Raw genomic sequence first — 25,352 nt, forward strand, 5'->3', positions numbered from 1 at the left:
ATTCAATGATCTTAAAATTTAGTCAATTTATAGCACCACAAATCTTGCATTGTATAGTAACAAACAAAGCTTTTTTATATTTAGATGAAAAGAATTGGAATCATTGCTTGCGAAAGATGCATTTCTGACCGGATTTTTAAAAGAGCAGGATAGCCTCGAAACTACCTTTCGAAATCATTACCATATCAAAGTTGAAATTCAATCGAAACTGAATTTCTGAAAGAAATGGATATATTGCTGTCCGTTTTGAATAAAATGCTAAACAAATAAAATGCAATTACCTGTAACCGATCTTGTCGTTTTTATCATCATAACCGTTGGAAATGTAATTTTTGGTGCCAGCTTTTTTCTGCGCAACAGAACTTCGAGCCAGTTTACCATTGGAGGAGGCAAGATACCAGCGTGGGTAGTCGGGATGTCGATTTTTGCCACATTTGTCAGCAGTATAAGTTTTTTGGCCCTGCCGGGTAAAGCATACATGAGTAACTGGAATGCACTGGTTTTTAGTTTTGCCATTCCAATCGCCGCAATTTTGGCTTCAAAGTTCTTTGTTCCCTTGTATCGCGGTCTGGGAAGTGTTTCGGCATATAATTATCTTGAGGTTCGTTTTGGAGGCTGGGCACGGATTTATGCTTCGTTGTGTTACATTTTAACACAACTGATGCGCACCGGAGCTATTCTGCTTTTACTGGCTCTGCCACTCAACGCATTGTTTGGCTGGAATATAAAAACCATTATTATTGTTACCGGAATTGCAGTTACGGTGTATTCTATGATGGGCGGTATTCAGGCCGTTGTATGGACCGATGCCATACAGGGAATTATTTTGATCGTTGGTGCACTGATCTGTGCTGCCGTGCTTACTTTTTCGATGCCCGAAGGACCGACACAGGTTTTTGAAATTGCCGCGGCTAATAATAAGTTCAGTTTGGGAAGTTTTGGTGCCAGCCTTTCAGAGTCCACTTTTTGGGTGGTTCTGATTTACGGTTTGTTCATTAACCTGCAAAATTACGGCATCGACCAGAATTTTGTGCAGCGTTATATGACGACTAGTTCGGAGAAAAAAGCCAAGTCTTCTGCTTTATTTGGTGCATTGCTTTATCTACCGGTGTCGCTGGTTTTCTTTTACATCGGAACCGCGCTTTACTCTTATTATACTGCTCAACCCGAATTACTGCCAGCAGGCGTTGACGGTGATAAAGTGTTCCCATATTTTATAGTAAACGGTTTGCCAAAAGGATTAACGGGGTTACTGATCGCCTCAATCTTTGCCGCGGGAATGAGTACCGTATCAACCAGTATTAACAGCACGGCAACCATTGTTTTGTCGGATTACTACCAGAAATATTTCAATAAAAATGCCGACGACAAATCATCGATGAAAGTCCTATACATCGCGTCAGTGATTTTTGGAATTCTTGGCGTACTCATTTCACTTACACTTGTGGGTGTTGAAAGTGTACTAGATGCCTGGTGGTCGCTGGCATCGATTTTTAGCGGTGGAATGCTGGGATTATTTCTGCTTGCCTACCTTTCGAAAAAAGTACGGAATATTGACGCAGCAATCGGAGTAATAGTTGGCGTTCTTGTTATTGGCTGGATGAGTTTGTCACCGCTTTATTTTACCGAAGGCAAATGGCTCGAATTCAAAAGTCCGTTCCACAGCAACTTAACCATCGTTATCGGAACAATGACCATTTTTCTTGTTGGATTTATTTCCCTGAACCTTTTAAAAAAGAAACGGAAGACATAAACGATATTACGCTTTTTTAAGTGCTGCCAGAACCCGTTCCGGCGTCATGGCCATTTCCAAAAGCCGCGCTCCCGTTTGGTCGTAAATGGCGTTGGCGATAACCGCTCCCATGCAAACAATAGCCGGTTCGCCTCCACCTTGCGGCGATGTATGGCGTTCCAATATTTTAGTTTCCATTTCCGGGATCCACGAGAATCGCGGAATTTCGTAGGTGTCGAAATTTTTTGTTTTAACCTGACCACCTTCAAAATCAACTACTTCTTTTAAAGCGTACCCCAGTCCCATATTTATACAACCTTCCATTTGAATGGTGGCTCCCTGCGGATTCACACAAAATCCCATTTCCTGCGCCACCCAAACTTTTAGCACTTTTACTTCACCGGTTTCTTTATCTACATCAATTTTTGCAATGTGCGCCACATAGGTTCCCGCATCTGATCCGATGGCCACTCCATAACCACGTCTGCTTGAAGAAACGGCAGGTTTCCAGTCGGCCATTTCAGCAACGGCGTTCAGCACATCCAAAGCCCGCTGATCCGTCAGGTTTTTCAAACGAAATTCCACCGGATCAATTCCGGCTTTGGCAGCCATAATATCGACCTGTACTTCACGCGCAAAAGTATTGGTGCTGTTTCCCGGTCCACGCCATGCTCCTGTTGCGAAAGGATGAATTTCCGGAGCCCTCCAGCCACGACCGTACACCGTTCTTTTCTGGTGAGGAACATTGTACATGGTTTCCGCGCCGCGGTCGCCAGCATAGTAAACATGATAATCCCAGAATTTTATTTTCCCGGCATCATCAATTCCTGAATTGATTTGCACAACAGCCGCAGGCCGAAATGTATCGTAAAAAAATTCTTCTTCCCGGTTCCAGTCCACCATTACAGGCTTACCCGTAAGCTTAACCAGCCGGGCTGCTTCAACCGCCTGCTGATGTGCCGATTTCCCACCGAAGCCACCTCCAAGATAAGGTGGTTTCACTCGCACTTTTTCCTCATCCATTCCAAGGATTCGGGCAATATTGCTTTGTGCCGGAAAAGGTGTTTGCGTGCCTGCGTATACCGTCATTTTATCGCCGTCAAAATATGCCATCGCAGTGTGCGGTTCCATTGGAGAATGTGCCACATATCCATCATGAAATTCGTTTTCAAAAATTGTTTCAGACTCATTTTTACCGGAATCCAGATTTCCTTCATCTATATTTACATTCCCATCGGGAGCCTGATCGAGCAGGTAGAAAAACACATTTGAATTATTTACTTCCTTCTCGTCTTCCACTTCAAAATCGGCTTTAAAAAGCCAACGGGCCTTTTCTGCCATTTCCGGATCTTTGTGCAATGCAGCTACCAGATCATCGTCTTCAATAATCTGCACACCTTCCACTTTCTCGGCTTCAGAAGTATCAACAGAAACCAGTTTTGCTGCATGCGATGGTGGCCGAAGAATACGTGCATAAACCATTCCCGGCATGCGCAAATCGCCTGAATATTGGGCTTTCCCGGTCACCTTTTCTACGCTGTCGATGCGCATTTTGGGCGTACCCATTATTTTGTATTTCGAGTAGTCTTTAACTTTAGCATCTTTTTCCAGCACATGAACGATCTTCTTTCCATCGGTCAGCCGCTGATAACTTATACTTTCCGTTTTATTATTTCGGTTATAAACTATTCCTTCACTCACTTCCAGGTCAGCAACATCAACACCCAGTTCTTCTGAAGCCATTTCTAAAAGTACGGTTCGTGCTTTGGCGGCAGCGGCCAGCATCGATGGCCCGAACATCCGGGTAGTCAATGAACCAAAGGTTCCCATGTCCCAGGGACAAAGATCGGTATCACCCATAACCATCTCAACGCTTTCGAATGCCACATCCAATTCATCGGCCAGCATCATGGCCAGGCCGGTATTCGCTCCCTGCCCCATTTCAATTTTTCCGGTGTAACAGGAAACCTTGCCATCTTCGTGTATCCGCAGAAAGGCATTAAAATCATCGGGTAACTGACGCCGTTGTTCACCTTCACCAGCCAAAGCATCCATTACTGCACCGGAGTGGAAGAATACAAAAAGTCCGCCTCCCAAAAGTCGGATAAAATCGCGTCGTTTAACTCCAAATGACGAATTACCTTCATTTATAAATTCCTGATATTCTTTTAATTCATCCATGATTTACGTTTTTAAGATTGCGCTACCGATTTAACTCCCTGAATTTTTCATGGCTGAAGCGGCATCTTCAATAGCATCGAGAATTCGATTATGAGCCCCACAACGACAGAGATTATCTTCCATGCCAAGAATAATGTCTTCGCGCGTCGGATTGGGCATACCATTCAGCAGTCCAACTGCATTCATGATCATTCCGGACGTACAATAACCGCATTGCAGTGCATCGTGATCGACAAAAGCCTGTTGCACCGGATGTAGTTTATCGCCATCGGCCAGTCCTTCGATGGTCACCACACTTTTACCGGCCACTTCTCCAATGGTAGTAGCGCATGATCGTGTGGCTGTATCGTCGATCAGTACCGTACAGGCACCGCAGTAACCTTTGCCACAACCATATTTTGTGCCTGTAAGATCAAAATGCGTTCGAAGTACCCAAAGCAAGATTTTCGATTCTTCCATTTCAACCGAAACCTGCTTTCCGTTTAACGTGAATGTGATTTTTTCTTGCATGATTAGCTCTAATTTGAATTCAGTAAAAACCGGTAATGAATCACACACAAATGTGTTGTTCGTCAAAACCGAACCGGTTATATCTTACTAAATTAAAAAGAAAAACCTGATTTTCCCACTATAAAGGAAAACCAGGTTTCTATTTATGCTTCGTTTATTCTGAAATTATTCCGACGTTCCGCTTACAAAGCAAATGAAGTTGTTTTTTGCCCCGTCCTTCAGGTCGAAGATAATTACAAAAGTTTTAAGGCTTGCTCTGCCAGGCCATCTCCGGTGATACCATATTGTTCAAAAATTTCAATTTGTGAACCGGTAGCCGTATCCTCGTCAGGAATCCCAACAATCCGGAACGGTTTTGCCATCCCGCTTTGCAGCAACAAGGAAGCACAGGCTTCACCCAGTCCTCCGTGAATGCTGTGTTCTTCCACCGTGATTACAGCTTTGCATTTTTGAGCAGCTTTCAGCACGGCATTTTCATCCAGAGGTTTTACGGTATGCATACTGATCACCTCAGCACTTATTCCTTGTTCGTTTAGTTTTTGGGCAGCTTCATAAGCCGGGAGGACTGTTTCACCACAGGCGATAAAAGCCACATCGCTACCTTCACAAATGGTGCTTGCTGTACCAATTGTGAAAGATTGCGCCAACCTTGGTAAAAATGGCATTGCTTTTTTCCCAAATTTAATGAATACGGGTTTTGTTGCTATCGATGCTGCAATTATCGTCTGCTCGGTTTCAAAATTGTCAGCCGGAACAACAATGTCTACATTATTAATAGCCCGAAGAACAGCCACATCATGAATAGAATGATGGGTTGATCCCAATGCCCCGTAACTCACTCCTGCACTAATACCAACCAGTACAACCGGGAAATCGGAATAGGCGACGTCGTTTTTAATTTGTTCCAATGAACGGGCGGTTAAGAAACATGCCGGCGATACGGCAAAAACCTTTTTACCGGCCGATGATAATCCGGCTGCCACCCCAACCAGATCCTGTTCGGCTATACCAACTTCCACAATCTGATCGGGCAGTTTTTCGGCAAAAGGAACCAGTTTTCCCGATCCACGGGAATCGCTGGTAACGGCCATAATATCCCTGTCTTTTTCAGCAAGACTGATCATTGTTTCTGAAAAAACCTCAAGATTGGCTTTCCCTTTTTTTAAGGCTTTATTGCTATCTTTTTTATCAACTGATATTGTCATGTTTATCTCTTTATATTCGCTCGCGCTAAACTTTCTGTGCCGAAAGTCGCTCTAACTCTTCATTCAGTTCTTTCATTGCCAACTCATATTGCTCATCTGACGGTACGCCGTGGTGCCATTTCTTAACGTGCTCCATAAAACTCACGCCTTTCCCTTTAACAGTGTTTGCAATCACAAAAGTCGGTTTACCTTTTACCTCCGACACAGCATGAAATGTTTTTCGCAGATCGGCGATGTTGTTTCCATCCACTTCAACAACATGCCATCCAAAGGCCCTGAATTTCTCATCGATCGGGTACGGACTGTTCACTTCGCGGTTGGTACCTGTAATTTGCAGGGTATTATGATCGAGAATCGCCACCAGGTTATCCAGTTTATAATGTGAAGCCATCATGGCAGCCTCCCAATTCGAGCCTTCAGCTAGTTCTCCGTCGCCCAGAAGGGTAAAAACTTTATAAGGTGCTTTATCTTTCTTAGCTGCCAAAGCAATTCCTGCACTTATGGGCAATCCGTGCCCCAGTGCTCCAGTATTGAACTCGATACCATTCACCTTGCGTGTTGGGTGTCCAACATATTTCGATCCGCCTTTACACAAGGTTTCCAGGTCCGATTCGGGGTAAAATCCCTGATCGGCCAAAACCACGTACAAAGCTTCCACCGAGTGTCCCTTGCTTTGAATGTAGCGGTTGCGGTTTTTGTCACCGAAACTTTCAGGTGTTACATCAAGCACATCGTTATACAAAACATTCAGAATATCGGTACAAGACAAGCTTCCCCCGGTATGACCGGCTTTGGCTATTTTAATGTATTTCAGTAAAGCCAAACGGTACTTTACCGATTTTATCTGAAGTTCTTTATCTGTGAACTTTTTCATTTCTAAATTTTTTCTCTCAGAATTTAGAAGCTACAAGTTTCAAGCTCCAAGTCTGAACTTTAAACTTTATTCATGTTTGTAAACGTCCCAACCCAGGTAATTTCCAATCGCTTCTTCCAGAATTTCAGAGACATGACCGCGTACCATCGCAACGTGATGTTCGTAGCCGTTTTTGCACATGTATTTCATCAGGTTTTGCAAGTTTGGAATTTCGCAAACTGCAATTCCTCCATCCATTCCATACGGATCGTCGGTCATTTTTCCTTCGCCGAGGTAAGATTTTACCAGGCCTTTGTCATCGTCGGTTGAAATGCGGAAATAAGTCATTTTACCTGCAGCGACTTTTCCTTTTACCGCGCCAAAAGTGTCTTCGCTTCCAAGTACTGTTCCCAATACATCTAGACTACCAATTTCAATTTCGTTTTCGAAGAATGATTTCGGATAGTTACTGCAGTGTGTGCAAACCACTTTATCGCGATCTTCGCCAAAGTTGTTGTTCCAGTCGAGAATAGCCGAAGGAGTTTGGGCGGCAAGTGCCAGCGCATACATCGAAATTGTTCCGGCAACATCCACCTCACAGGCCGACGGCATGAATTTCTCGCCCATCATACTCATGGTTACACAGGCAGCACAGCCAAAATTCTTCTCGATGGATTCCCAACATTGCAGCGCCGAAATATCGATATCATTTTCTTTGATCCAGTTTTCAACGGCCAATCCAAAACGTGCTTGTCTGTAGATCTGTCCACGATGTAAAATATCGCAGCTTCCGTAATTTTCAATCGATTCCACCATTTTTGCTACTTCCGGCGATTTTTCGTCGATCTTTTCAGCAGCAGCCAAAATTTCCGACATATCAACAGGAACGATGGTTATGCCATATTTCTGCAGCAGTTTTTCGCTGAAGCGCATGGTTTGGAATCCGATCGGACGTGTTCCGATAGCACCAACACGCAGGTTTGTAAATCCTTTTACCACCCGGCAGATTCCGGCAAACTTGTAAATATCTTTTGTGAATTCAGCGCTATCGAGGCTGTAAGTATGGTAAACGGTATCGGTGAATTTGATTCCATACTGGTAGAAATTATTACAAACAGACAACTTTCCGCAGAATGCATCTCGACGACTTTTAACATCTACTTTGTCGTTTTCATCGTCAACTGCAACTACGAGCACCGGTACCTTTAAACCCGATAACTGTATCGAATTCACAACACCCAATTCGTCGCCAAAATTGGGAAGTACTACAATAATTCCGTCAATTTTATCTGCATGTTGTTTAAAGTAAGCGCCGCATTTTTTGGCGTCGTTGTAACCTTCGATATTTCCGGTTGGTGTTTCGCTTTCAGGCAAAATAACCGTATTAAAATCCATCGATGCGAGTTTATCCAACACCTTTTTCCGTGCATCAACAGCCAGTTGAAAATTGAAAATGTTTCGTGTGGCAATGATAACCCCAAATGATACTTCTAAATTTTTCATCCTATTGTATTTTTTAGTTTATAATCTTGATTTGTTTACTGCTTTTTTCCATCCCTCGTAGAGCTCTTCGGTTTTGTTTTCACCCATCTCAGGTTGAAATGTACGATCGGTTGAGCGCAGTGATTTTATATCTTCGAGGTCTTTCCAGAAACCTGTTGCGAGCCCGGCCATAAAAGTGGCGCCGAGGGCAGAGATCTCTTCGATATTTGCACGCTCCACTTTTCCCTGCAGCATGTCGGCCTGAAACTGCATCAGAAAGTTGTTTCGTGTCGGACCACCGTCAACCCGCAATTCTTTTAACTGCACCGAAGCTCCCGATCCCATCAGATCGGTGAGATCTTTAATCTGGTAGGCAATACTTTCGAGCGCTGCCCGAACAACATGGGCTTTTCTGGAATTACGCGACATGCCAATGATGCAGGCACGTGCTTCGTTATCCCAGTAGGGTGCCCCGAGCCCAACAAAAGCAGGTACCAGATATACGCCTTCGTTTCCATCAACCGATGTTGCCAAAACTTCTGTTTCCGCGGCATCGTTAATTATTTGTAACTCGTTCTTTAGCCAGTTTAAGGTATCACCGGTGGCATGTATATTTCCTTCAAAAACATAATCTATGCTTTTGGCTCGACCAAAACCAATGGAAGTTACCAATCCTTTTGGCGCTGTCAGAGGCTCGTTACCGATGTTCATCATCACCGACGACCCCGTTCCGTATGTGGCTTTCCCCAAACCGGGTTCAAAGCAATTTTGCCCGAACAAAGCTGCATGTGAATCACCAAGCAGACCGGCAATTGGAAGCGGTTCATCAAAAATCAATTCAGGATCGGTTGTTCCAAAAATTTCGTCACTAAACCTAACTTCCGGAAACATTGACATTTGCAGGTCGCAAAGTTCCGCAAGTTCCTTGTCCCAATCCAGTGTGTGAATATTAAAAATCATGGTTCTGCATGCGTTGGAATAGTCGGTGGCATGCACTTTCCCGCCACTGAGTTTATAAAGCAGCCAACTATCGATGGTACCTAACAGGAGGTCGCCCCTTGCTGCTTTTTCTTTTAAGCCGGAAACGTTGTTCATCATCCAGCTCAATTTACTGGCCGAGAAATACGGATCAATGATCAGACCGGTTTTATCCTGAACAAAGCCTTCCAGTTTCTTTGCTTTTAATTCGTTACAAAACTCAACGCCACGCTGACATTGCCAAACGGCGGCATTGGCTACCGGCACACCTGTGTTTTTATCCCAGATCACCGAAGTTTCACGCTGATTGGTAATCGCGATATTTTCGATCTCTTTCGGGTCGACTTTCGCTTCACTGACCACACGATTCATAACCGCAATGGTGTTGTTGAAGATCTCGATGGCATCGTGTTCCACAAATCCGGCCTGCGGATAAAACTGTTTATGCGGTATACTTACCCGGTGCAACAGCCTGGCATGCTTATTAAAAAGCATGGCTTTTGTTGCTGAAGTACTCTGATCGATAGCCAGTATGTATTTTTTTTCGGAATTCATTCTGAATTTAGTAATAGTTCAAGATGCAGACTTTCGTTTATTTTCGTTTTCAAATATAAAAGAAAACAAACGAAAACAAATCAACTTAATTTATTCTCAACGAACAATTAAAGATAGGTTCACAAAAACAAAAAAGATGCTTATTAATTTACGGATTTTTAAGCTGAAATATGGAATCTAAGCAATAATAAGTTTGACATCGTGACGCTGAAACAGCTCTTTAAAATCAGCTTCAATGTTTGAATCGGTGATCAAAAAGTCGATCAGGGATAAGGCTCCCAAACTGGCAAACGAACTTTTTCCAATTTTGGACGAATCGGCAGCCAGGTATACTACATCAGCCGATTCAATCATAGCACGTTTCACCACGATGTCGCTGATACTGGGATAAGTCAATCCCGATTTCAATGTAATTCCGGCCGTGGCCAGAAACAGTTTATCCACATGTAATCCTTCCAGCGAATCGGCGGCTTTTTGGCCGGTTAATGAAAGTGTTGGGGCTTTAAATTCGCCACCTGTAAGAATGAGATTTATTTCAGGATCGGCACCTAAAATCAGGGCAATATTCAGTGCATTGGTGATCACCGTCAGATTTTTAAAGCCGGAGATTTGCTTCGCAATTTCAGTAACAGTAGAGCCCGAATCCAGGATAATGGTGTCACCGTCGTTGATCAAAGCAACGGCTTTTCTTGCAATGGCTTCTTTTTCCGACATGTGCTCCTTGCTCAGCAGTTCGATATTGCGTACACTCATTCCAATATCCTTAAGATGCGCGCCGCCGTGCTCGCGCACAATCAATCCCTCTTCTTCCAGCTTTTCGAGATCCTGCCGAATGGTAACTTCAGTAACTTTAAAAATCCGGCTAAGGTTGAGCACTTTTGCATTTCCATCCTCTCGAATGAGTTCAAATATTTTTTGACGACGTTGCTTTGGCAGCATAGCTGGTGTTATAATTATTCGGATTGTAAAGATACACGTTGAGAGAATTTGAGCAAACTCACAAAAATAAAAAAGCCGGTATCACCAAAACGATGATACCGGCTGCTTTCTTTAAACTTTGTATGAACTTATTTGAGTGAAACTTTCTTTGTCAGTTTAATATCTCCGGCTGAAGCGCCAACCAATAGTTCGATGTCGCAGAGATCATCTTCCCAACTGTGGGTCTCTTCGTTCCAATAGCGTAAGCTTTGAACCGGAATTTCAAGCGAAATTGTTTTTGCTTCGCCCTGGTTCAGTGCAGTACGCGAAAAAGCTTTCAATTCTTTAAACGGCCATTCTACCGAAGGATTGATGCGGTGAATGTACACCTGAGGAACCTCGTCGGCAGCTACTGAGCCGCTGTTTTTCAAATTAAATGATACTGTAATTTTATCATCTGCACCATATTCTTCCTGATCGGTATTCAGCGCTGAATATTCAAAAATGCTGTACGTTAATCCGTGGCCAAAGGGATACATTACCGGTATTTGTTTGGTATCGAACCAGCGATAACCCACCAGCATATCTTCACTGTAATAACCTTTATTCGGATCGTTTTTATTGTCGCCCGTATTTTCTCCCGTAATGTCGCTATCGGTTTCTTCAACCAGCCCAACAAACACATCGCCTTTTTTCTGGCCCCGTGGATAATTGTCCAGTGCATATGCCGGTGAATCTTCGAGTTTTTTAGGAAGTGTAAAAGGCAAACGTCCACTTGGAGAAATGTTTCCTACCAAAATATCGGCCAGGGCATTTCCGCCTTCGGAGCCGTTAAACCAGGACAAAACCAGAGCTTTTGAGTTGGGCTGTACCACATTCAAGTCATTCGGAGCACCACTCACCAAAACAGTAATAATATTGGGATTAACAGCTGCAATTTTCTGAATAAGGCCATCCTGATCCGATGGAAGAAAAATATTCTCGCGGTCATTGGCTTCCGTTTCAACGGCACGGTTATCGCCACCAATAAACAGCACCATTTCGGCTTTTTTCGCCACGGCAACAGCTTCAGCATTTAGCTTTTTATTCAGAATTGCTTTCTCTCGTTCCTCTTTGTCAACCTCTTCCTGAGGTTTATTTCCAAAAATTCGTGCATAATCGAGCAAAACAGGAACATATCCCTGCGCATAAATAAGCTCGGCCTGATCGCCAATTCTGGATTTGAGTCCTTCAAGGGGCGAAACTTCATAGAGCGTTTTTACCCCGGCTCCAATTCCACCGGTAGCCATTCCTCGAACCGCATTGTCACCAATTACAGCAATCACCGGTTTATTTTCTGTTTTGATTGGCAGGATTCCGTCGTTTTTTAAAAGCACAATAGATTTTGTGGCGACCTCGTATGCAATTTTTTGTTGTGCAGGTTGTGAGGTCATGATTTGATTGGCCTCATCTTCCGGAACGGGCTTGATCGCTTTTCTTACACGTAAGATCTCAAGTACCCGTTGATTGATCACATCTTCAGAAACAGCACCTGCTTTTACCGAGTCGAGCAGTGCCTGCCCGAGGTACGTTCCTTCGGGCATTTCAACATTAAGGCCATGTTCTACCGATTCAACCGTCGAATGAGTTCCGCCCCAATCGGAAACGACCAGACCGGCAAAACCCCATTCATCGCGCAATATTTTATTTAAGAGCATATCGTTTTCAGCACACCACCAGCCATTTACCTTGTTGTAAGCCGACATCACTCCGTATGCATCAGCTTCCTGAACGGCCGCTTTGAAAGGCGGCAAATAGATCTCTCGCATGGTACGTTCATCAACAATTACATCCACTGTTCCCCGGTTATTTTCCTGGTTATTTAGCGCAAAATGCTTTAAACAAACGGCTGCATCGTTATCCTGAACTCCGTGGGAATATCCTACGGAAAGTCGTGAACTGAGGTACGGATCTTCGCTGAGGTATTCGTAGGTGCGTCCACCGGTAGGAATTCGCTGAATATTTATAGCCGGTCCCAGGATCATGTCTTTACCGCGAATTCTTGCTTCGCGGGCCATTCCTGTTCCGAACTTGTAGGCAATTTCAGGACTCCAGGTAGCTGCCAGCGCCGAGCCTGTTGGAAAAAAGGTTGCACTGTCATTTGTCCATCCAAGCGGTGCCCAACTGTGAGGCTGGAGCTCTTCGCGAATACCAAATGGACCATCGGCATATTTCATGTCAGCAATTCCGAGTCGTTCAACACCTGCTGAAGAGAACATGGTATTTCCATGCAACATATTGACTTTTTCTTCCAGGTTCATCTGTTTGATTAATCCGTCAATTTCGGCATCGTATTGCAATAATGATGATGTAAAAGATTTTTCTTTTTTACTTTGCTGTATACATCCGAAAAACAGGAATGTAAGGATGACTGCGGTCAATAATCTGTAGCTCATGGTCGATTGTAATTTTTATTTGTTTAGTTTTTTGTGATTTGGAAACGTTCAATGCTTTAACCTGCAACACATTGAAAGCTCCTTCAACATAAATCAGATTCAAAAATAACACTTACTTTGTAAAAAGTACAATTAGAAACAAGAATCTTTCCCGGTTACCCTGATTTGTAGTCTGTCTTATTAAGAATCAAACCAAATATTTTTGAAAGTGACGGTGCAATTATTTCGAACAATAGGAGAACAATATTAAATTTGGATTTATGAATTCAAAAAACGATTATATTCTCTGTTTTGGCGAAGTACTTTGGGATCGCCTGCCAACGGGTGCAAAACCGGGCGGAGCTCCTATGAATGTGGCGCTGCATTTGCGTGCAGCCGGTCTGAATGTGAGCTTCGCAAGTTGTGTTGGACAAGATGAACCGGGAGATCGCCTTCGTGATTTTTTGCAAAATTCGGGCTTGAAAACCAATTTGATCCAGGTTGACAAAACCCTGCCAACCAGCGAAGTTTTGGTAAAACTCGATGAAAATAGAAATGCCTCTTATGAAATCTGTGAGCCTGTGGCCTGGGACAATATTTCCCTTGATAACTCCTTGCTTCAAGAAGCTCAAAATTCCGGATTACTAGTTTATGGTTCGCTGGCATCGAGAAACAAAACTACCCGCGAAACTTTGTTGCAATTACTGGAAACCGATGCCACAAAACTAATCGATGTAAACCTTAGAGCCCCTTTCGATAAACAGGAAGTTGTTGAACTTCTGTTGTCGAAATCCGACATTGTTAAACTAAATGATGATGAACTTGATATTATTGCCCGGTGGTATAATCTATCGACAAAGGATGAAGAACAAAAAGTAAAATGGATGGTCAAACAATACGGAATAAAGATGCTGTGTGTTACCAAAGGCGCAAATGGTGCATTGCTGTGCAGCGATAATGAGTTCTTCCATCATCCGGGATATAAAGTCCACACCATCGACACAGTTGGTGCCGGCGATGCATTTCTTTCAGGTTTAATAACTGCCCTGTTAAAAAAACAATCACCCGGCTCTGCATTAAACCTGGCTTGCGCTACAGGAGCCTTTGTTGCCTCTAAAGCCGGAGCTACGCCTAAATATAACTGGCAGGAAATTCAAGAAATTATAAACCAGAAGTAATTATTGTACAATACATTGCATCAAGATTACACTAAAATCGGGCTCAATAATTAAATCTCATCAGAAGCAAATCCCCTTCCCCGGTAGCATTGCTCAATCATATAGCAATTAATCGGACAAATAATTCTTTTTTTATATTTTTTTTTGTAAATTGTGGTTTGAAACAAAAATGATAAATCTTAAGGGGTAGAACTCTGTATCTTGATTGGTTTTGTGTTTAGGGGTTTGTAAATTATCAATCATCTTCAAAAAGCGTCCATAGGTTCTACCCTTTTTTCTTTGCTTAATTTTCAACAAAAAATAAAATTTCCTCCATGTATAATTCATTCATAAGAAAGTATGAAGAGGAGATAGTTGAAGTGGATTAAACATTTCAACCCAAGGTTAATTTTGGACAGATTTTTATGAAAAGAATATTAGATCAGGAGAAATCAAAATAATAACTGTAGCACCAGTAATGTGTTCATTGAGTTTGTTAAACTAAGAACGATTGCCTCTATTTGCAGGATTTTAAAAAAAGAGGCAATTGGTGGAAAAAGACAATTTGAGGTACGATGTGATTACAAAAAGTCACTGGTTACCAATCCTAAAAAATTTATAAGTGCTGTAACTAAAAAGGCTACCAGTATTAACAACAAAAAGTAAAAATCAACCAATAACAAATGTTCACCCACCCAGGTGAGGTAATCAGTAAAATACGAGGCTTCCATATCTTTTTGTTTTTAAGTGACTTATTCAAGTTACGAAAAAACAACTTTAAATACTAGCAGGTATTTATATATTTTATTCCCAATCATTAAGAATGTTTACAGGAAAGAGCTTACTCTCTGCAATCAAAGTGTCTAAAGTCGAGCAAATGATTTATTGGAATTTACAAGATCTATTATGATGCTGAAAGCTTTTCTGATATGGATTCTCCACTTAAATAACCATCTTTTAACCGAACAATACGGTTTCCGTATTTTGCATTTTCTTCAGAGTGCGTTACCTGGATGATTGTCATTCCTTCGTCATTCAAATTTTTCAGGAGTGCCATAATCATTTGTCCCTGCTCACTGTGCAGGTTTCCGGTGGGTTCGTCGGCCAGTAAAAGTTTCGGACTACCAACAATTGCACGTGCAATGGCCACCAGTTGTTGCTGACCACCCGACAACTGACTCGGGAAAAGGTCTTTTTTGGCTACAATATTAAAACGGTCGAGCATATCGGCAACCATGGCTTTGCGCTCTTTTCCTTTCACCCCACGATACACTAATGGCGTTTCGATGTTTTCGTACACGTTCATTTCTTCAATCAGGTGAAAAGCCTGAAATATAAAACCGATATGACTGCGATGATATTGCACCTTCTGTTTTTCTTTGAGTTGGTTGGCCGGTTGACCCAGGAAGTGGTATTCTCCTTCACTCGGTTCATCCAGAAAACCGATGATATTCAGCAAGGTTGATTTACCGGCACCACTGGGGCCCATTACCGAAACAAATTCGCCTTGTTCAATATCAAGGTTCACTCCTTTTAATACAAAGGTTCGCTGGAACTTTGCATCGTAGTATTTGTCGATGTTTTTTAGTTGTATCATAAAACTAGCTTTGAGCAGAGAGCAACAAGCTACTAGCCCTCCTTCTATTCATATTTCTTATTTTCAATCTTAACTTTTCAATTCAATCCTAAATCCACTAGAAGGGACTTCAAGACAGTACCTAATCATTTTCAAAACATTCATTACTCATATCTGAGTGCTTCAACCGGATTTAACAGTGATGCTTTTAATGCCTGGTATCCACTTGACACTAAAGTTACAATAACTGAAATTCCCAACACCAGCAGCAAATCAAAAACTGTAAATTGATACTTAAAATGGCCGGGAGTTACGTTTTTTAGGAAGTTGGCAAGTGGGTAGACAATAATATTTGCTGCCACAACAAGAATAATAAACTGCCGGGTAATAAGCGGCAATATTTGCACCGCTTGCGCTCCCTGAACTTTGCGAATTCCGATTTCCTTTACACGACGTTGAGACGCAAAAACGACCAACCCGAACAATCCCATTGCAGCGATCACAACTGCCATAATGGTAAAAAAGGCAAATGTATTTTTAGCGCTGGTCCAAATTTGCAACGCCAGCCGATAGGTTCCCACATCATACCCGTTTACTTCAAAAAGAATGTTTGGGAAAGCCTCGTTTAAAACCGAGTTGATATGCTCAAGGCTGCTTGTCATTGTATTTGAATTCACCTTAAAAGTGAGATCGTTGTTGCTTGCAAAGCCTTCATTGCGATACAACATTACATAAGGAATTATTGGATTATGTACATCGTCGCTGTTAAAGTCTTTTATTACTCCGATTACCGTAAAATGACCACCATTCATTTCGAGCCACTTGCCTATTGGTTCGTCCCAGCCAAATTGTTTTACTGCAGTTTCGTTGATCAAACATGTCTTGGTCTCGGCAGAATAGTTGGTTGAAAAGTTGCGCCCTTTCACCAAAGTCATACTCATGGTATTCAGGTAGTTTTCGTCAGCCTGATTCCATCTAGCATAAGCGTGATCGTCGGTCGGGCCATCTTCGTATTGAACACGCGCCCCCCAATTTGAATGTAGCGGCGAATTAATCGATATGGACATGTTCTCGATTCCGGGATTTTCAAGAATCCGCTCGCGAACCTGCCGGTACGAAACCGTGGTATTAACACTCGGTAACTTACAATACAACAGGTTCTCTTTTGTGTAGCCAAGATCTTTGTTTTTCAGAAATGTAACCTGTTTGTACATCCAGACACTTGAGGTTAACAGCACAACAGAAAGTATAAACTGAAGATAAACCATAGCAGTTAATCCACGTACTTTCCCTTTGTTAAAAGAACCTCTACCTTTTAACACATTTACGGGCTTTAAACGCGAAATAAATAAGGCAGGGTAGCTTCCACCTATAAATCCGGTTACTACAACCGTTGCCAATAAAAACAGCACAAACAAAGGATTTTGCAGCAACTGAAGATCGATGTTTCGGTTTACAACGGTATTAAATAACGGCAGTAAAAGGTAGGCCAGAAACACAGCAAATGCCAGTGAAATAAGAGCAATTAAAATCGCCTCGGTAAGAAACTGCACCCGTAGAATGTTCCGGTTGCTACCCGACACTTTGCGAATACCAATTTCAACAGCCCGCATGGTAGAAAACGATGTGGTAAGATTCATAAAACTTACGCAGGCCAACAAAAGCGTTAAAATACCAATGAATGAGAAAAAGTAAATGATCGAACCACGATCATCGCGCACATATTCTTTCAAATGTAAGTTGCTTAATGGTTGCAAATATGCGAGCCGTTTCGATTCTTTATCGTATCGCATAATCACATCTTCTATTTTCTCATTCACAGTGCCAGCCGAAACACCGGATTTTAACAGCACAAAAATTTCGAACGAACTATTGTACCAGTTATCGTTGTAATTTTTTAACAGGTTAGCATTCGATCGAAAATAGGTGGCTGCAAGTGACGACTGCTCAGGAATATCCTGCATAATCCCGGTAACATGAAGTTCCTGTTTTTCTTCATCCAGAATAATTTTGCCCATCGCATCCTGACCGGGAAAATATCGTTCGGCCATCGTTTCACTCAGTACGATTGAATTGGGATCATCGAGCACATCCGCCTTATTTCCCCGAATCAACTTAAACGAGAAAAAATCAAAAATTTCAGAGGGCACAATCAGTCCTGTTTGTTCCTTAAAAACGCGCTCCTCATCGGGCGATAAATACTCGTTCCATATTTCGTTGGTAGCGATGGCATTCTCAACTTCAGGAACATTATCGCGGATGTATTTTGCCATCGGAACAACGGTTTGCCCGCTTTCATCTACTCTGTCGTTTATTTTATAGGATTGAACACGATAAATCCGGTCGAAATTGACGTTGAACTTATCGTAGTCCTTTTCGTACTGAACATAGCGTGCCACCAAAATAAAAGCTGCCAGTCCAACCGATAGGCACAAAATCTGAATAGCAGAAAGTGTTTTCCGTCTTCTGATATTTCGCCAGGCTATTAATATAAAATGTTTAATCATGGTCTTTATTTCTGTTTTCAGCTTACTCGTATCTTAAAGACTCAACCGGGTTTCGTGTGGCCGCCCGCCAGCTGTGCCAGGTTACTGTTATCAGTGCAATTAACAAAGCCAATACTCCTGCCAGTGCAAAAATCCACCAACTCATATTGGTTTTGTAGGCAAAGTTTTCGAGCCACTTGTTCATGGCATAAAATGCAAGTGGAGTTGCAATAACAAATGCAAAACCCACCCATTTTACAAAGTTCTGGTTTAACAAGCCCAATATTTCCGAAACTGTAGCACCGTTCACTTTTCGAATGCCGATTTCTTTGGTTCGCTGCTGCGAAATAAACAAGGCTAACGCACTGATTCCGATAATACTGATGAGTACCCCGATGGTTGAAAATGCAAAAAGGATGCGACTCAAAATAGTTTCCGCTTTGTATTGCTGAGCAATTTTTTCATCGATAAAAAAGTAGTCAAGTTCCTGACTGGGGTAATATTCATTCCAGGTGTTTTTTATTGCTTCCATGCCGGAATGCAGGTTGTTAATTCGTACGTGCGTAAAACGTGCCCGGTGTCCGCCTTCATCAAGCCAAAAAGCAAAATCTCCAATGCTTTCATGCGCCGAACTGTAATTAAAATCTTCAGCAACTCCGATATAATTAATACGTGTTTGTCCGGGCTCCAACGGCTGTGCATTTGAATAGGCCAAAAGATTTTCCATGCTGCCGTGTTTCTCCATCAATCGCTGGAACAAATGATTGTTGATCACCATTCCGCGCACGGTATCGGCATCCGGTTCTATCCAGTTACGAATGAGTTTTATATTCATGGTTTTGAGGTAGTCGTAATTGGCAAAAACAAATTCAGCAGTTCCTTCAATTCCCAATCCACTGAGCCGCATTCCCTGTGCAGGATAACCAAAATGTTGCGCCGTCATTCCTACCGAAACCACCTGGCTTTGTTTTTCCAATTCGCGGGCAAAAACAGCCGGATCTTTCGAGAAATCTTTCAGGTAGAGGACAACCACATTTTCCTTATTAAAACCGAGTGGTTTATTCAAAACAAAACTGATCTGCTTATTCACCAGCAACGTTCCTGAAATAAGGATAATAACAATTGTTACCTGCACAACGAGCAAAGATTTCAGCACATAACTGCCGGAAAAATTGTTGCGCCCCGACAAAATATCGATGGCCGAACTGCGCGCCAATAAAAATACCGCCACAAAAAAGGCAGTGATCAATAGACAGGTGACCAAAACCCCAATTATGGTGAGGTATACAACCGGCTCTGAAAAATAAATAGCGAATTCGATCTCAAATAAACGGTTGATCATTGGCTTTAAACTTTCAATCGCCAGTAATGAAATGCCAATAGCCAGCACACAAACCAAAAACACTTCCAGTAAAACCTGCTTAACCAACTGGCGTTTCGTTGCTCCTATCGATTTCTTTAGGCCCAGCTCTTTTGAACGTTTTATCAATTTAGCGATAGAAAGGTTAGTAAAATTCAACAAAGAAATGGTAAGAATGACAAATGAAATGAGGATAAACAGTCCAATATTTATCTTGCTTGAACTTTCGCGCAACTCAAAACGGTAATCCGATTTTAAGTGAATATTGTCCATGGGGAATAAGGCGAAACCATATTCCTGCGGGCCGGGTGTTGTTTTCAGACTGCTGTTATCGTAAAAGGCTGTCACTTTATCAGCGACCAGCTTTGGATCTGCATCTTTTTGAAGTTTGAAATAGTTATACGTCCATTGTATTTTTCGGGCGGGTAACGAAGCAAAACGTTCCTGCAATCCCCCCTTTTGAGAGATCAACAATTCGTACCTGAAATGAGTTTTAGGATGTGTATTTCTTACCACTCCACGAATCTCGTAATCGCCTAAATCTCTTGTATACTGGAGCGCTTCAATTTTTATGGTTTGCCCAACAGGATTTAAGTTTCTGTAGTATTTTCGAGCAAAATCCTCAGTTACAAAAACCGTATTTGGTCTCGAAATTTCTGACAAATTTCCCACTACCGGCTCCACCTCAAATAGCTCCATAAAAGCCTCATCAACCGACATAATATTCTTTTGTGTAAAGGACGTTTCGCCCATTTTTATGGTTCCCTCCTCGCAGTGCGAAAACTGGGTAGCCAACTTTACTTCAGGAATTTCTACTGAAGCCGCATAAACAATTCCCATACTACGCGCCCATACAGCATTATCTAGCCCTTCGGGAACCGAAGTTACTCGGTATATATTCTGGTGCCCGGTAAAATGTTTATCAAAACTTTTTTCGTTTGAAACATGAATAAACAAAACCAGAAATGACGAAATACCAATCACCAATCCAAAGATGTTGATCAGCGAAAAAGCCTTGTCTTTAAAAAGGCGCCGTATCGTAATTTTAAGGTTGTACATTTACTGGTTTTTAAGTGTCCGCTTTTTACCGGTAATTTTGTTTATTAGCCTATTAACCAACTTCGTGCCTGAATTACTACACGCTGTTGTATAGACACTTAACAAAGTTATGATTTTTATTGTGTCAATTTTTTTGACAAAAACTGTATAATTTCTTACCACATTAAAAATCAACGAGGAAGCTGGAACATTTGTAAAAATCAGATATTTACTACCCTGAGCAACTTTTGCGATACACAAATTAGTTTACTTTTATATCCACAAAATCAAATTCAGTTAAAATCTTTACGATGAAAACTTTAACCGTTACCATCCTTTTATTTTCAGCATTTCTATCGTCAGCTTACGGGCAAGAGATCAACTTTAAGGATTCTCAATGGAAAAACAAAAAGGTAGCTTTTTTAGGAGATTCGATGACGCAAAAATGGGAACGAGACAATACATCACGAACGGTTTACTGGGAATACCTGACAGAAATGCTGGGCATTGAACCGTATGTGTATGGAATTAGCGGAAACCAGTGGACAGGCATTTATGGACAGGCCTTGAAACTAAAAGAGGAACACGGATCGGATGTGGATGCCATCCTGATTTTTGCGGGCACTAACGATTACAACCATAACACTCCTATGGGAAGTTTTTACACCGAAACAGCCAAAGAAACCAATTTTAACGGGACAATGATTACCCGAAAATACCGGACGCTGAATGAAGATGATGTTACTTTTTGCGGTCGGATCAACAAAGTAATGGCCTTTTTAAAAGCCAATTATCCCGACCAGCAGATTATTATAATGACGCCTATTCACCGTGGTTTTGCAACCTTTAACGAAATGAATGTTCAGCCGGAAGAAAGTTTTTCCAACGATCTTGGTTTTTACATTGATGACTACGTTACGACCTTAAAAGAAGCGGCTTCAGTTTGGGCTGTTCCACTCATAGACCTTTATTCTATAAGTGGACTTTATCCAATGGAAGATTCGAATGTAAAGTATTTTATGAACGGCCAAACCGACCGTTTACATCCTAATTCAATGGGGAATTTCCGCCTGGCAAAAACAATTCAGTACCAGTTAATGAGCCTGCCGGCAACGTTTGTTGAATGATGCTAATCCTCGTAACTGATATTAACATTGCCTCCTGAAGCGTGGGCATAAACGGGGATTCCACCTCCGTTCATCTTGCCTTTTACCCGGTCTTTTTCAGAAGTACCCGTAAAGTTATGCAGATCAATATTCACTCTTCCTGAACGCAAATCAAGATCGAGTCCCAAATTTTCGCCGCCATGAATAACGGCAGAAACTCCTCCACCGCTGGATTGCAGGTATAACTCATCGCTTAAATTGCTAATATTAACCTTAACAGATCCGCCACTCGATTTGGCTTTAACCATTCCCGCTTCACCCTGCACATAAACACCGCCACCACTGCTACTTGCATCCACGTCGCCATTAATCTCTTCCAATTTTACACTGCCACCCGAACTGCGCGCATACACACTTCCTTTGGCTTTTTCAAGCGTTACACCACCGCCACTCGAACTCAGTTTAATATCTCCCTTATGTTTGTACACGTGAACACCACCTCCCGATGAGCTTGCTTTTGTTGTCCCACCGGTATTTTCCAGTTTTACTCCACCGCCGCTGCTTGAAAAATCATGCGTTCCTTTCACTCCTGAAATTTTCAGGCCGCCACCACTTGACGAAACATCACACGACATTTCTTCGGGCACAATTATGGTGAGTGAAATACCTACATTGTTTCTCCAGAAATTCATTCGCCCCTTGCGTTTAACAACCGCGGTAATAGTCGATCCGCTTTTTGAGAAATCGATATCAAAATCGTCTAAAACCTCATCCAACGAATTATCGGACGGGGATAGTACACTTCCGTTTTTTCGTACAAATGCCTGAATTATAACCTGCGACTGATCGTGTGTTTGCACTGTCACGCCACCCCCCGACGATGAAGCATTGAGTTTTCCCGGCTGGCTTAAATCAAAGGTTTTTGTTATGGTTGGCTGGCCGTCTTTTGCAAATCCATTCAACGAAAGCACAGCGGTTAGTACTGCAATTATCGCAAATAATTTGAGGTTCTTTTGAGTTTTCATGATTAGTTTGATTTAATTGTTTAATGTGATTATTAGTTATAAGACGACTTTCTCTCGGAATAGTTACTATTATTTTATTCGGTACCCCTAAATCCCCTGAAGGGGACTTATTTGAGCCTATTCTTCAAAATAATTTTTTCCCGCGCCAGTAGCTTTTGTGGTTCTTTCCTTAGGGAGTCAGAGGGTGCAAAAGCGAATACTTTACTCATACCTCAGTGCTTCAACCGGATTACGTGTAGCAGCCCGCTCCCGAGTACTCGGGACCAGCTCACCGTTAACTTCATTCATATCTTAAACTTTCAACAGGATTCTTAACTGCAGCTTTATAACTTTGAAACGAAACGGTTAAAAGCGCAATTCCCAAAGCCAGCACTCCGGCCAGAGCAAATATCCACCAACTTAAAGTGGTTTTATAGGCAAAGTTTTCCAGCCATTTATTCATGGCGTAGTACGCAACGGGTGTAGCGATCACAAAAGCGATGATTACCCATTTTACAAAGTCTTTGTTCAGCATTGTAAGTATTTCCGAAATTCTGGCGCCATTGACTTTACGGATGCCTATCTCTTTTATGCGTTTGCGGCTATCAAATAACGACAGAGCAAAAATGCCAAGACAGGAAATAAATATGGAGCTTCCGGCAAATAATGAAAACACCCGGCGGAACCGTACCTCGCTTTTGTACATTTCTCCAACGGCCGCATCCAAAAAGCTGATCTCAACCGGGTAATCGGGCGATATTGGCTCACTTACTGATCTAATTTTTTCGATTATTTTAATCAGATCTTCTGAAGGGTACGACTTTAAGTTAACCAGGAGATATAAGGACATAAACTCGTTGCGGGGACGATCGTTTGTAAGTACCAAAGGAACAATAGGCACATCAACCGCATTCAAATGAAAATCTTTCACAACCCCGATTATTTCATGATCAACACTACTGTAGTAAACTGTTTTACCGATCGGATTTTCAGAAAGTCCATGTTCCCTGACAAAGGTTTCATTTACCACAATCTTATTTCCTGATGCCGGATTATCAACCCTAAAAAAATCACCTTCAAGCAAATGAAGATTTAACACATCCAGAATACTTGCATCAGCATACATCCAGTGTACCTCAACTTTCTTGTTCGCATCACCTGCCCCACGTATTTCGCCACCATTTACATTAACTCCCGGCCTGCCCGGATAAAACCTTGTAAGCGAGGCATTGCTCACCTCCGGAAGGTTTAAAATCTGTTCCTTTAAGACATCGCTTTTTGAGTACAACTGGTTATTCAATTTAATGGCAATCCGGTTTTCGTCGTCGAAACCTACCGTTGAAAAACCAAATTTTATTTGTTTAAATACAAATAGTGTAAAAGCAATTAATAGAATAGCAATGGAAAACTGAACTGCTACATTTAGGCGTTGTAACGAAAATTTCCGCTTCCCTTTCGAAGTTATGTCTTTTATTAAATCGATTGATTTTACACTTGACTGCCGTATGGCCGGAACAACGCACACCAAAAATCCAATCAGAATTACTGAGAGCATGCTTGCCCCAATAAATAAAGGTGAAAGAAAGTTACTGACTTGAATGTCCAGTCCCATCAAATCAGAAATAAATGGTATTACAGCAATTGAAATAAGAAATGCGAGAATACTTGCCCCCAAAAAGACAAACTGCGCTTCAGCAATAATACCTGCAAAAATTTGCCTTCGGTTTGCTCCTATCAGTTTCTGCAAGCCGGTTTGTTTAGCGGTTTCCAAACGTTGCGAAGAAGAAATATTAATGTAATTGATGAGTGCAATAAACAGGATCAATCCGGCAACCACTAATAAAATAAAGAGTTGTGACCTGTTTCCTTGTTTTATGTATGGTAAGAATCCAAGCACTTTAGTTAATCCGCACACATGCAGATATACTTTTGAGATGGGCATTAATCTCATTGTTATGCGTTCGTGGTAGTCTTCGGGGAAAAGTGAAGTAATTTTGTCGGAAAGCTGTTCTGAATTGCTGTTCTTTTTAAGTTTCACGAAGGTTAAAAAATTTCGTTGTCCCCAATTGCTGTAATCCCCTTCGCTGTAATCGTAATTAACGATTTTTATGGTTGAAGACGGAGAAATAGCTTTTACGGACAAAAACGACTGGCTTTCGACAGGCTCAATAATTGCGGTAATAATTAAAGGGTATTTTTGATTCAGCAGAACTGTTTCTCCAACGGCTTTTGTGGTACCAAATATCTTTTCGGCTTCAGATTTTTCCAATACCAGCGACATCGGATCCCTCAACGCTTTTTCAAGATTCCCTTCCAAACATTTGTAGTTGAAAAAGTCGAAAAACGATTCATCGGCATAAACAAGGTCGGTTGTAATCGGATCGCGGCCTTCGGTATTAAAAGTTGCCGGCAGCCAGGAATTACGAATTCTGAGCGTATTCTGAACTTCGGCAACACTTAAATCAATATTTCCTTTCAAAACACCCGGTGTTAATCCACCGTAAGTATCAATTTGCTTTTCGTTGTACAAAAAATAAATTCGATCGCCGTCAATGTGGTGTGTATCTGCCGAAAATTCGGTGAAACAATAAACTGATAATATAAAAACCAATGTAAGGCTTACCGATAATCCGACAAAATTGATCAGGTAAGTTAAAGGCTTATTCCTGATGTTCCGAATTAATAATTTTATCGATTGTTTCATAACTCATTTTTTATTCGTTTTCAATTGTTTCTATCCCGACTATTCTGTTGGGATCTCCGCATTAAGAAACTATTCGTATCTTAATGCTTCGAC

General features: G+C 41.8%; 17 protein-coding genes. 3 read left to right on the forward strand and 14 right to left on the reverse strand.

Annotation, left to right across the window (positions count from 1 at the left end):
* Positions 1-271 precede the first annotated feature (271 nt).
* Positions 272-1,753 carry a sodium:solute symporter family protein gene (locus WFY05_RS21075; protein WP_340114917.1) on the forward strand — a complete coding sequence of 494 codons (1,482 nt, stop codon included), beginning with the start codon at positions 272-274 and terminating at the stop codon, positions 1,751-1,753.
* A gap of 6 nt (positions 1,754-1,759) precedes the next feature.
* Here the strand turns inward: WFY05_RS21075 and WFY05_RS21080 are convergent, their stop codons facing one another.
* From WFY05_RS21080 to WFY05_RS21115, 8 genes are all read right to left on the reverse strand, one after another.
* Positions 1,760-3,913 carry a xanthine dehydrogenase family protein molybdopterin-binding subunit gene (locus tag WFY05_RS21080; protein ID WP_340114918.1) on the reverse strand — a complete coding sequence of 718 codons (2,154 nt, stop codon included), beginning with the start codon at positions 3,911-3,913 and terminating at the stop codon, positions 1,760-1,762.
* A gap of 30 nt (positions 3,914-3,943) precedes the next feature.
* Positions 3,944-4,423 (reverse strand): (2Fe-2S)-binding protein, encoded by a 480-nt coding sequence (locus WFY05_RS21085; RefSeq protein WP_340114919.1) that lies wholly within the window; start codon positions 4,421-4,423, stop codon positions 3,944-3,946.
* 233 nt (positions 4,424-4,656) lie between these two features.
* Entirely contained in the window at positions 4,657-5,628 is a 972-nt protein-coding gene (locus WFY05_RS21090) for a transketolase family protein (RefSeq protein ID WP_340114920.1), read from the reverse strand.
* A 25-nt stretch (positions 5,629-5,653) separates the two neighbouring features.
* Complete coding sequence (locus WFY05_RS21095; protein ID WP_340114921.1) at positions 5,654-6,502, reverse strand: transketolase; 849 nt, start codon at positions 6,500-6,502, stop codon at positions 5,654-5,656.
* A 66-nt stretch (positions 6,503-6,568) separates the two neighbouring features.
* A complete protein-coding gene (locus WFY05_RS21100) occupies positions 6,569-7,984 on the reverse strand; it encodes an L-fucose/L-arabinose isomerase family protein (RefSeq protein ID WP_340114922.1) in 1,416 nt (471 codons plus the stop codon).
* Positions 7,985-8,002: 18 nt separating this feature from the next.
* Positions 8,003-9,496 carry a glycerol kinase GlpK gene (gene glpK / locus WFY05_RS21105; protein WP_340114923.1) on the reverse strand — a complete coding sequence of 498 codons (1,494 nt, stop codon included), beginning with the start codon at positions 9,494-9,496 and terminating at the stop codon, positions 8,003-8,005.
* 177 nt (positions 9,497-9,673) lie between these two features.
* On the reverse strand, positions 9,674-10,435 hold the full coding sequence (locus WFY05_RS21110; protein WP_340114924.1) for a DeoR/GlpR family DNA-binding transcription regulator: 762 nt from the start codon (positions 10,433-10,435) through the stop codon (positions 9,674-9,676).
* A gap of 128 nt (positions 10,436-10,563) precedes the next feature.
* Positions 10,564-12,849, reverse strand: coding sequence for a glycoside hydrolase family 3 C-terminal domain-containing protein (locus WFY05_RS21115; protein WP_340114925.1), 2,286 nt, complete (start codon positions 12,847-12,849; stop codon positions 10,564-10,566).
* A gap of 260 nt (positions 12,850-13,109) precedes the next feature.
* On the opposite strand from WFY05_RS21115, the gene WFY05_RS21120 reads away from it, so the two are divergent.
* Positions 13,110-14,006 carry a carbohydrate kinase family protein gene (locus WFY05_RS21120; RefSeq protein ID WP_340114926.1) on the forward strand — a complete coding sequence of 299 codons (897 nt, stop codon included), beginning with the start codon at positions 13,110-13,112 and terminating at the stop codon, positions 14,004-14,006.
* 560 nt (positions 14,007-14,566) lie between these two features.
* On the opposite strand, the gene WFY05_RS21125 is transcribed toward WFY05_RS21120, so the two are convergent.
* From WFY05_RS21125 to WFY05_RS21140, 4 genes are all read right to left on the reverse strand, one after another.
* Positions 14,567-14,716: a hypothetical protein gene (locus WFY05_RS21125; RefSeq protein WP_340114927.1), complete on the reverse strand. Its 150-nt coding sequence runs from the start codon at positions 14,714-14,716 to the stop codon at positions 14,567-14,569.
* 173 nt (positions 14,717-14,889) lie between these two features.
* On the reverse strand, positions 14,890-15,582 hold the full coding sequence (locus WFY05_RS21130; RefSeq protein WP_340114928.1) for an ABC transporter ATP-binding protein: 693 nt from the start codon (positions 15,580-15,582) through the stop codon (positions 14,890-14,892).
* A 143-nt stretch (positions 15,583-15,725) separates the two neighbouring features.
* A complete protein-coding gene (locus tag WFY05_RS21135) occupies positions 15,726-18,068 on the reverse strand; it encodes an ABC transporter permease (RefSeq protein WP_340114929.1) in 2,343 nt (780 codons plus the stop codon).
* Positions 18,069-18,090: 22 nt separating this feature from the next.
* Positions 18,091-20,466, reverse strand: coding sequence for an ABC transporter permease (locus WFY05_RS21140; RefSeq protein ID WP_340114931.1), 2,376 nt, complete (start codon positions 20,464-20,466; stop codon positions 18,091-18,093).
* Between the two features lie 290 nt (positions 20,467-20,756).
* Between WFY05_RS21140 and WFY05_RS21145 the strand changes: the two genes are divergently transcribed.
* Positions 20,757-21,572, forward strand: coding sequence for an SGNH/GDSL hydrolase family protein (locus WFY05_RS21145; protein ID WP_340114932.1), 816 nt, complete (start codon positions 20,757-20,759; stop codon positions 21,570-21,572).
* A gap of 2 nt (positions 21,573-21,574) precedes the next feature.
* Here WFY05_RS21145 and WFY05_RS21150 read toward each other — a convergent pair whose 3' ends face one another.
* Both WFY05_RS21150 and WFY05_RS21155 read right to left on the reverse strand, forming a co-directional pair.
* A complete protein-coding gene (locus WFY05_RS21150) occupies positions 21,575-22,576 on the reverse strand; it encodes a DUF4097 family beta strand repeat-containing protein (protein WP_340114933.1) in 1,002 nt (333 codons plus the stop codon).
* Positions 22,577-22,856: 280 nt separating this feature from the next.
* Complete coding sequence (locus WFY05_RS21155; protein ID WP_340114934.1) at positions 22,857-25,259, reverse strand: ABC transporter permease; 2,403 nt, start codon at positions 25,257-25,259, stop codon at positions 22,857-22,859.
* Between the last annotated feature and the right edge of the window lie 93 nt (positions 25,260-25,352).

The organism is Maribellus mangrovi, from assembly GCF_037646455.1.
GTDB classification, from domain to species: Bacteria; Bacteroidota; Bacteroidia; order Bacteroidales; family Prolixibacteraceae; genus Draconibacterium; species Draconibacterium mangrovi_A.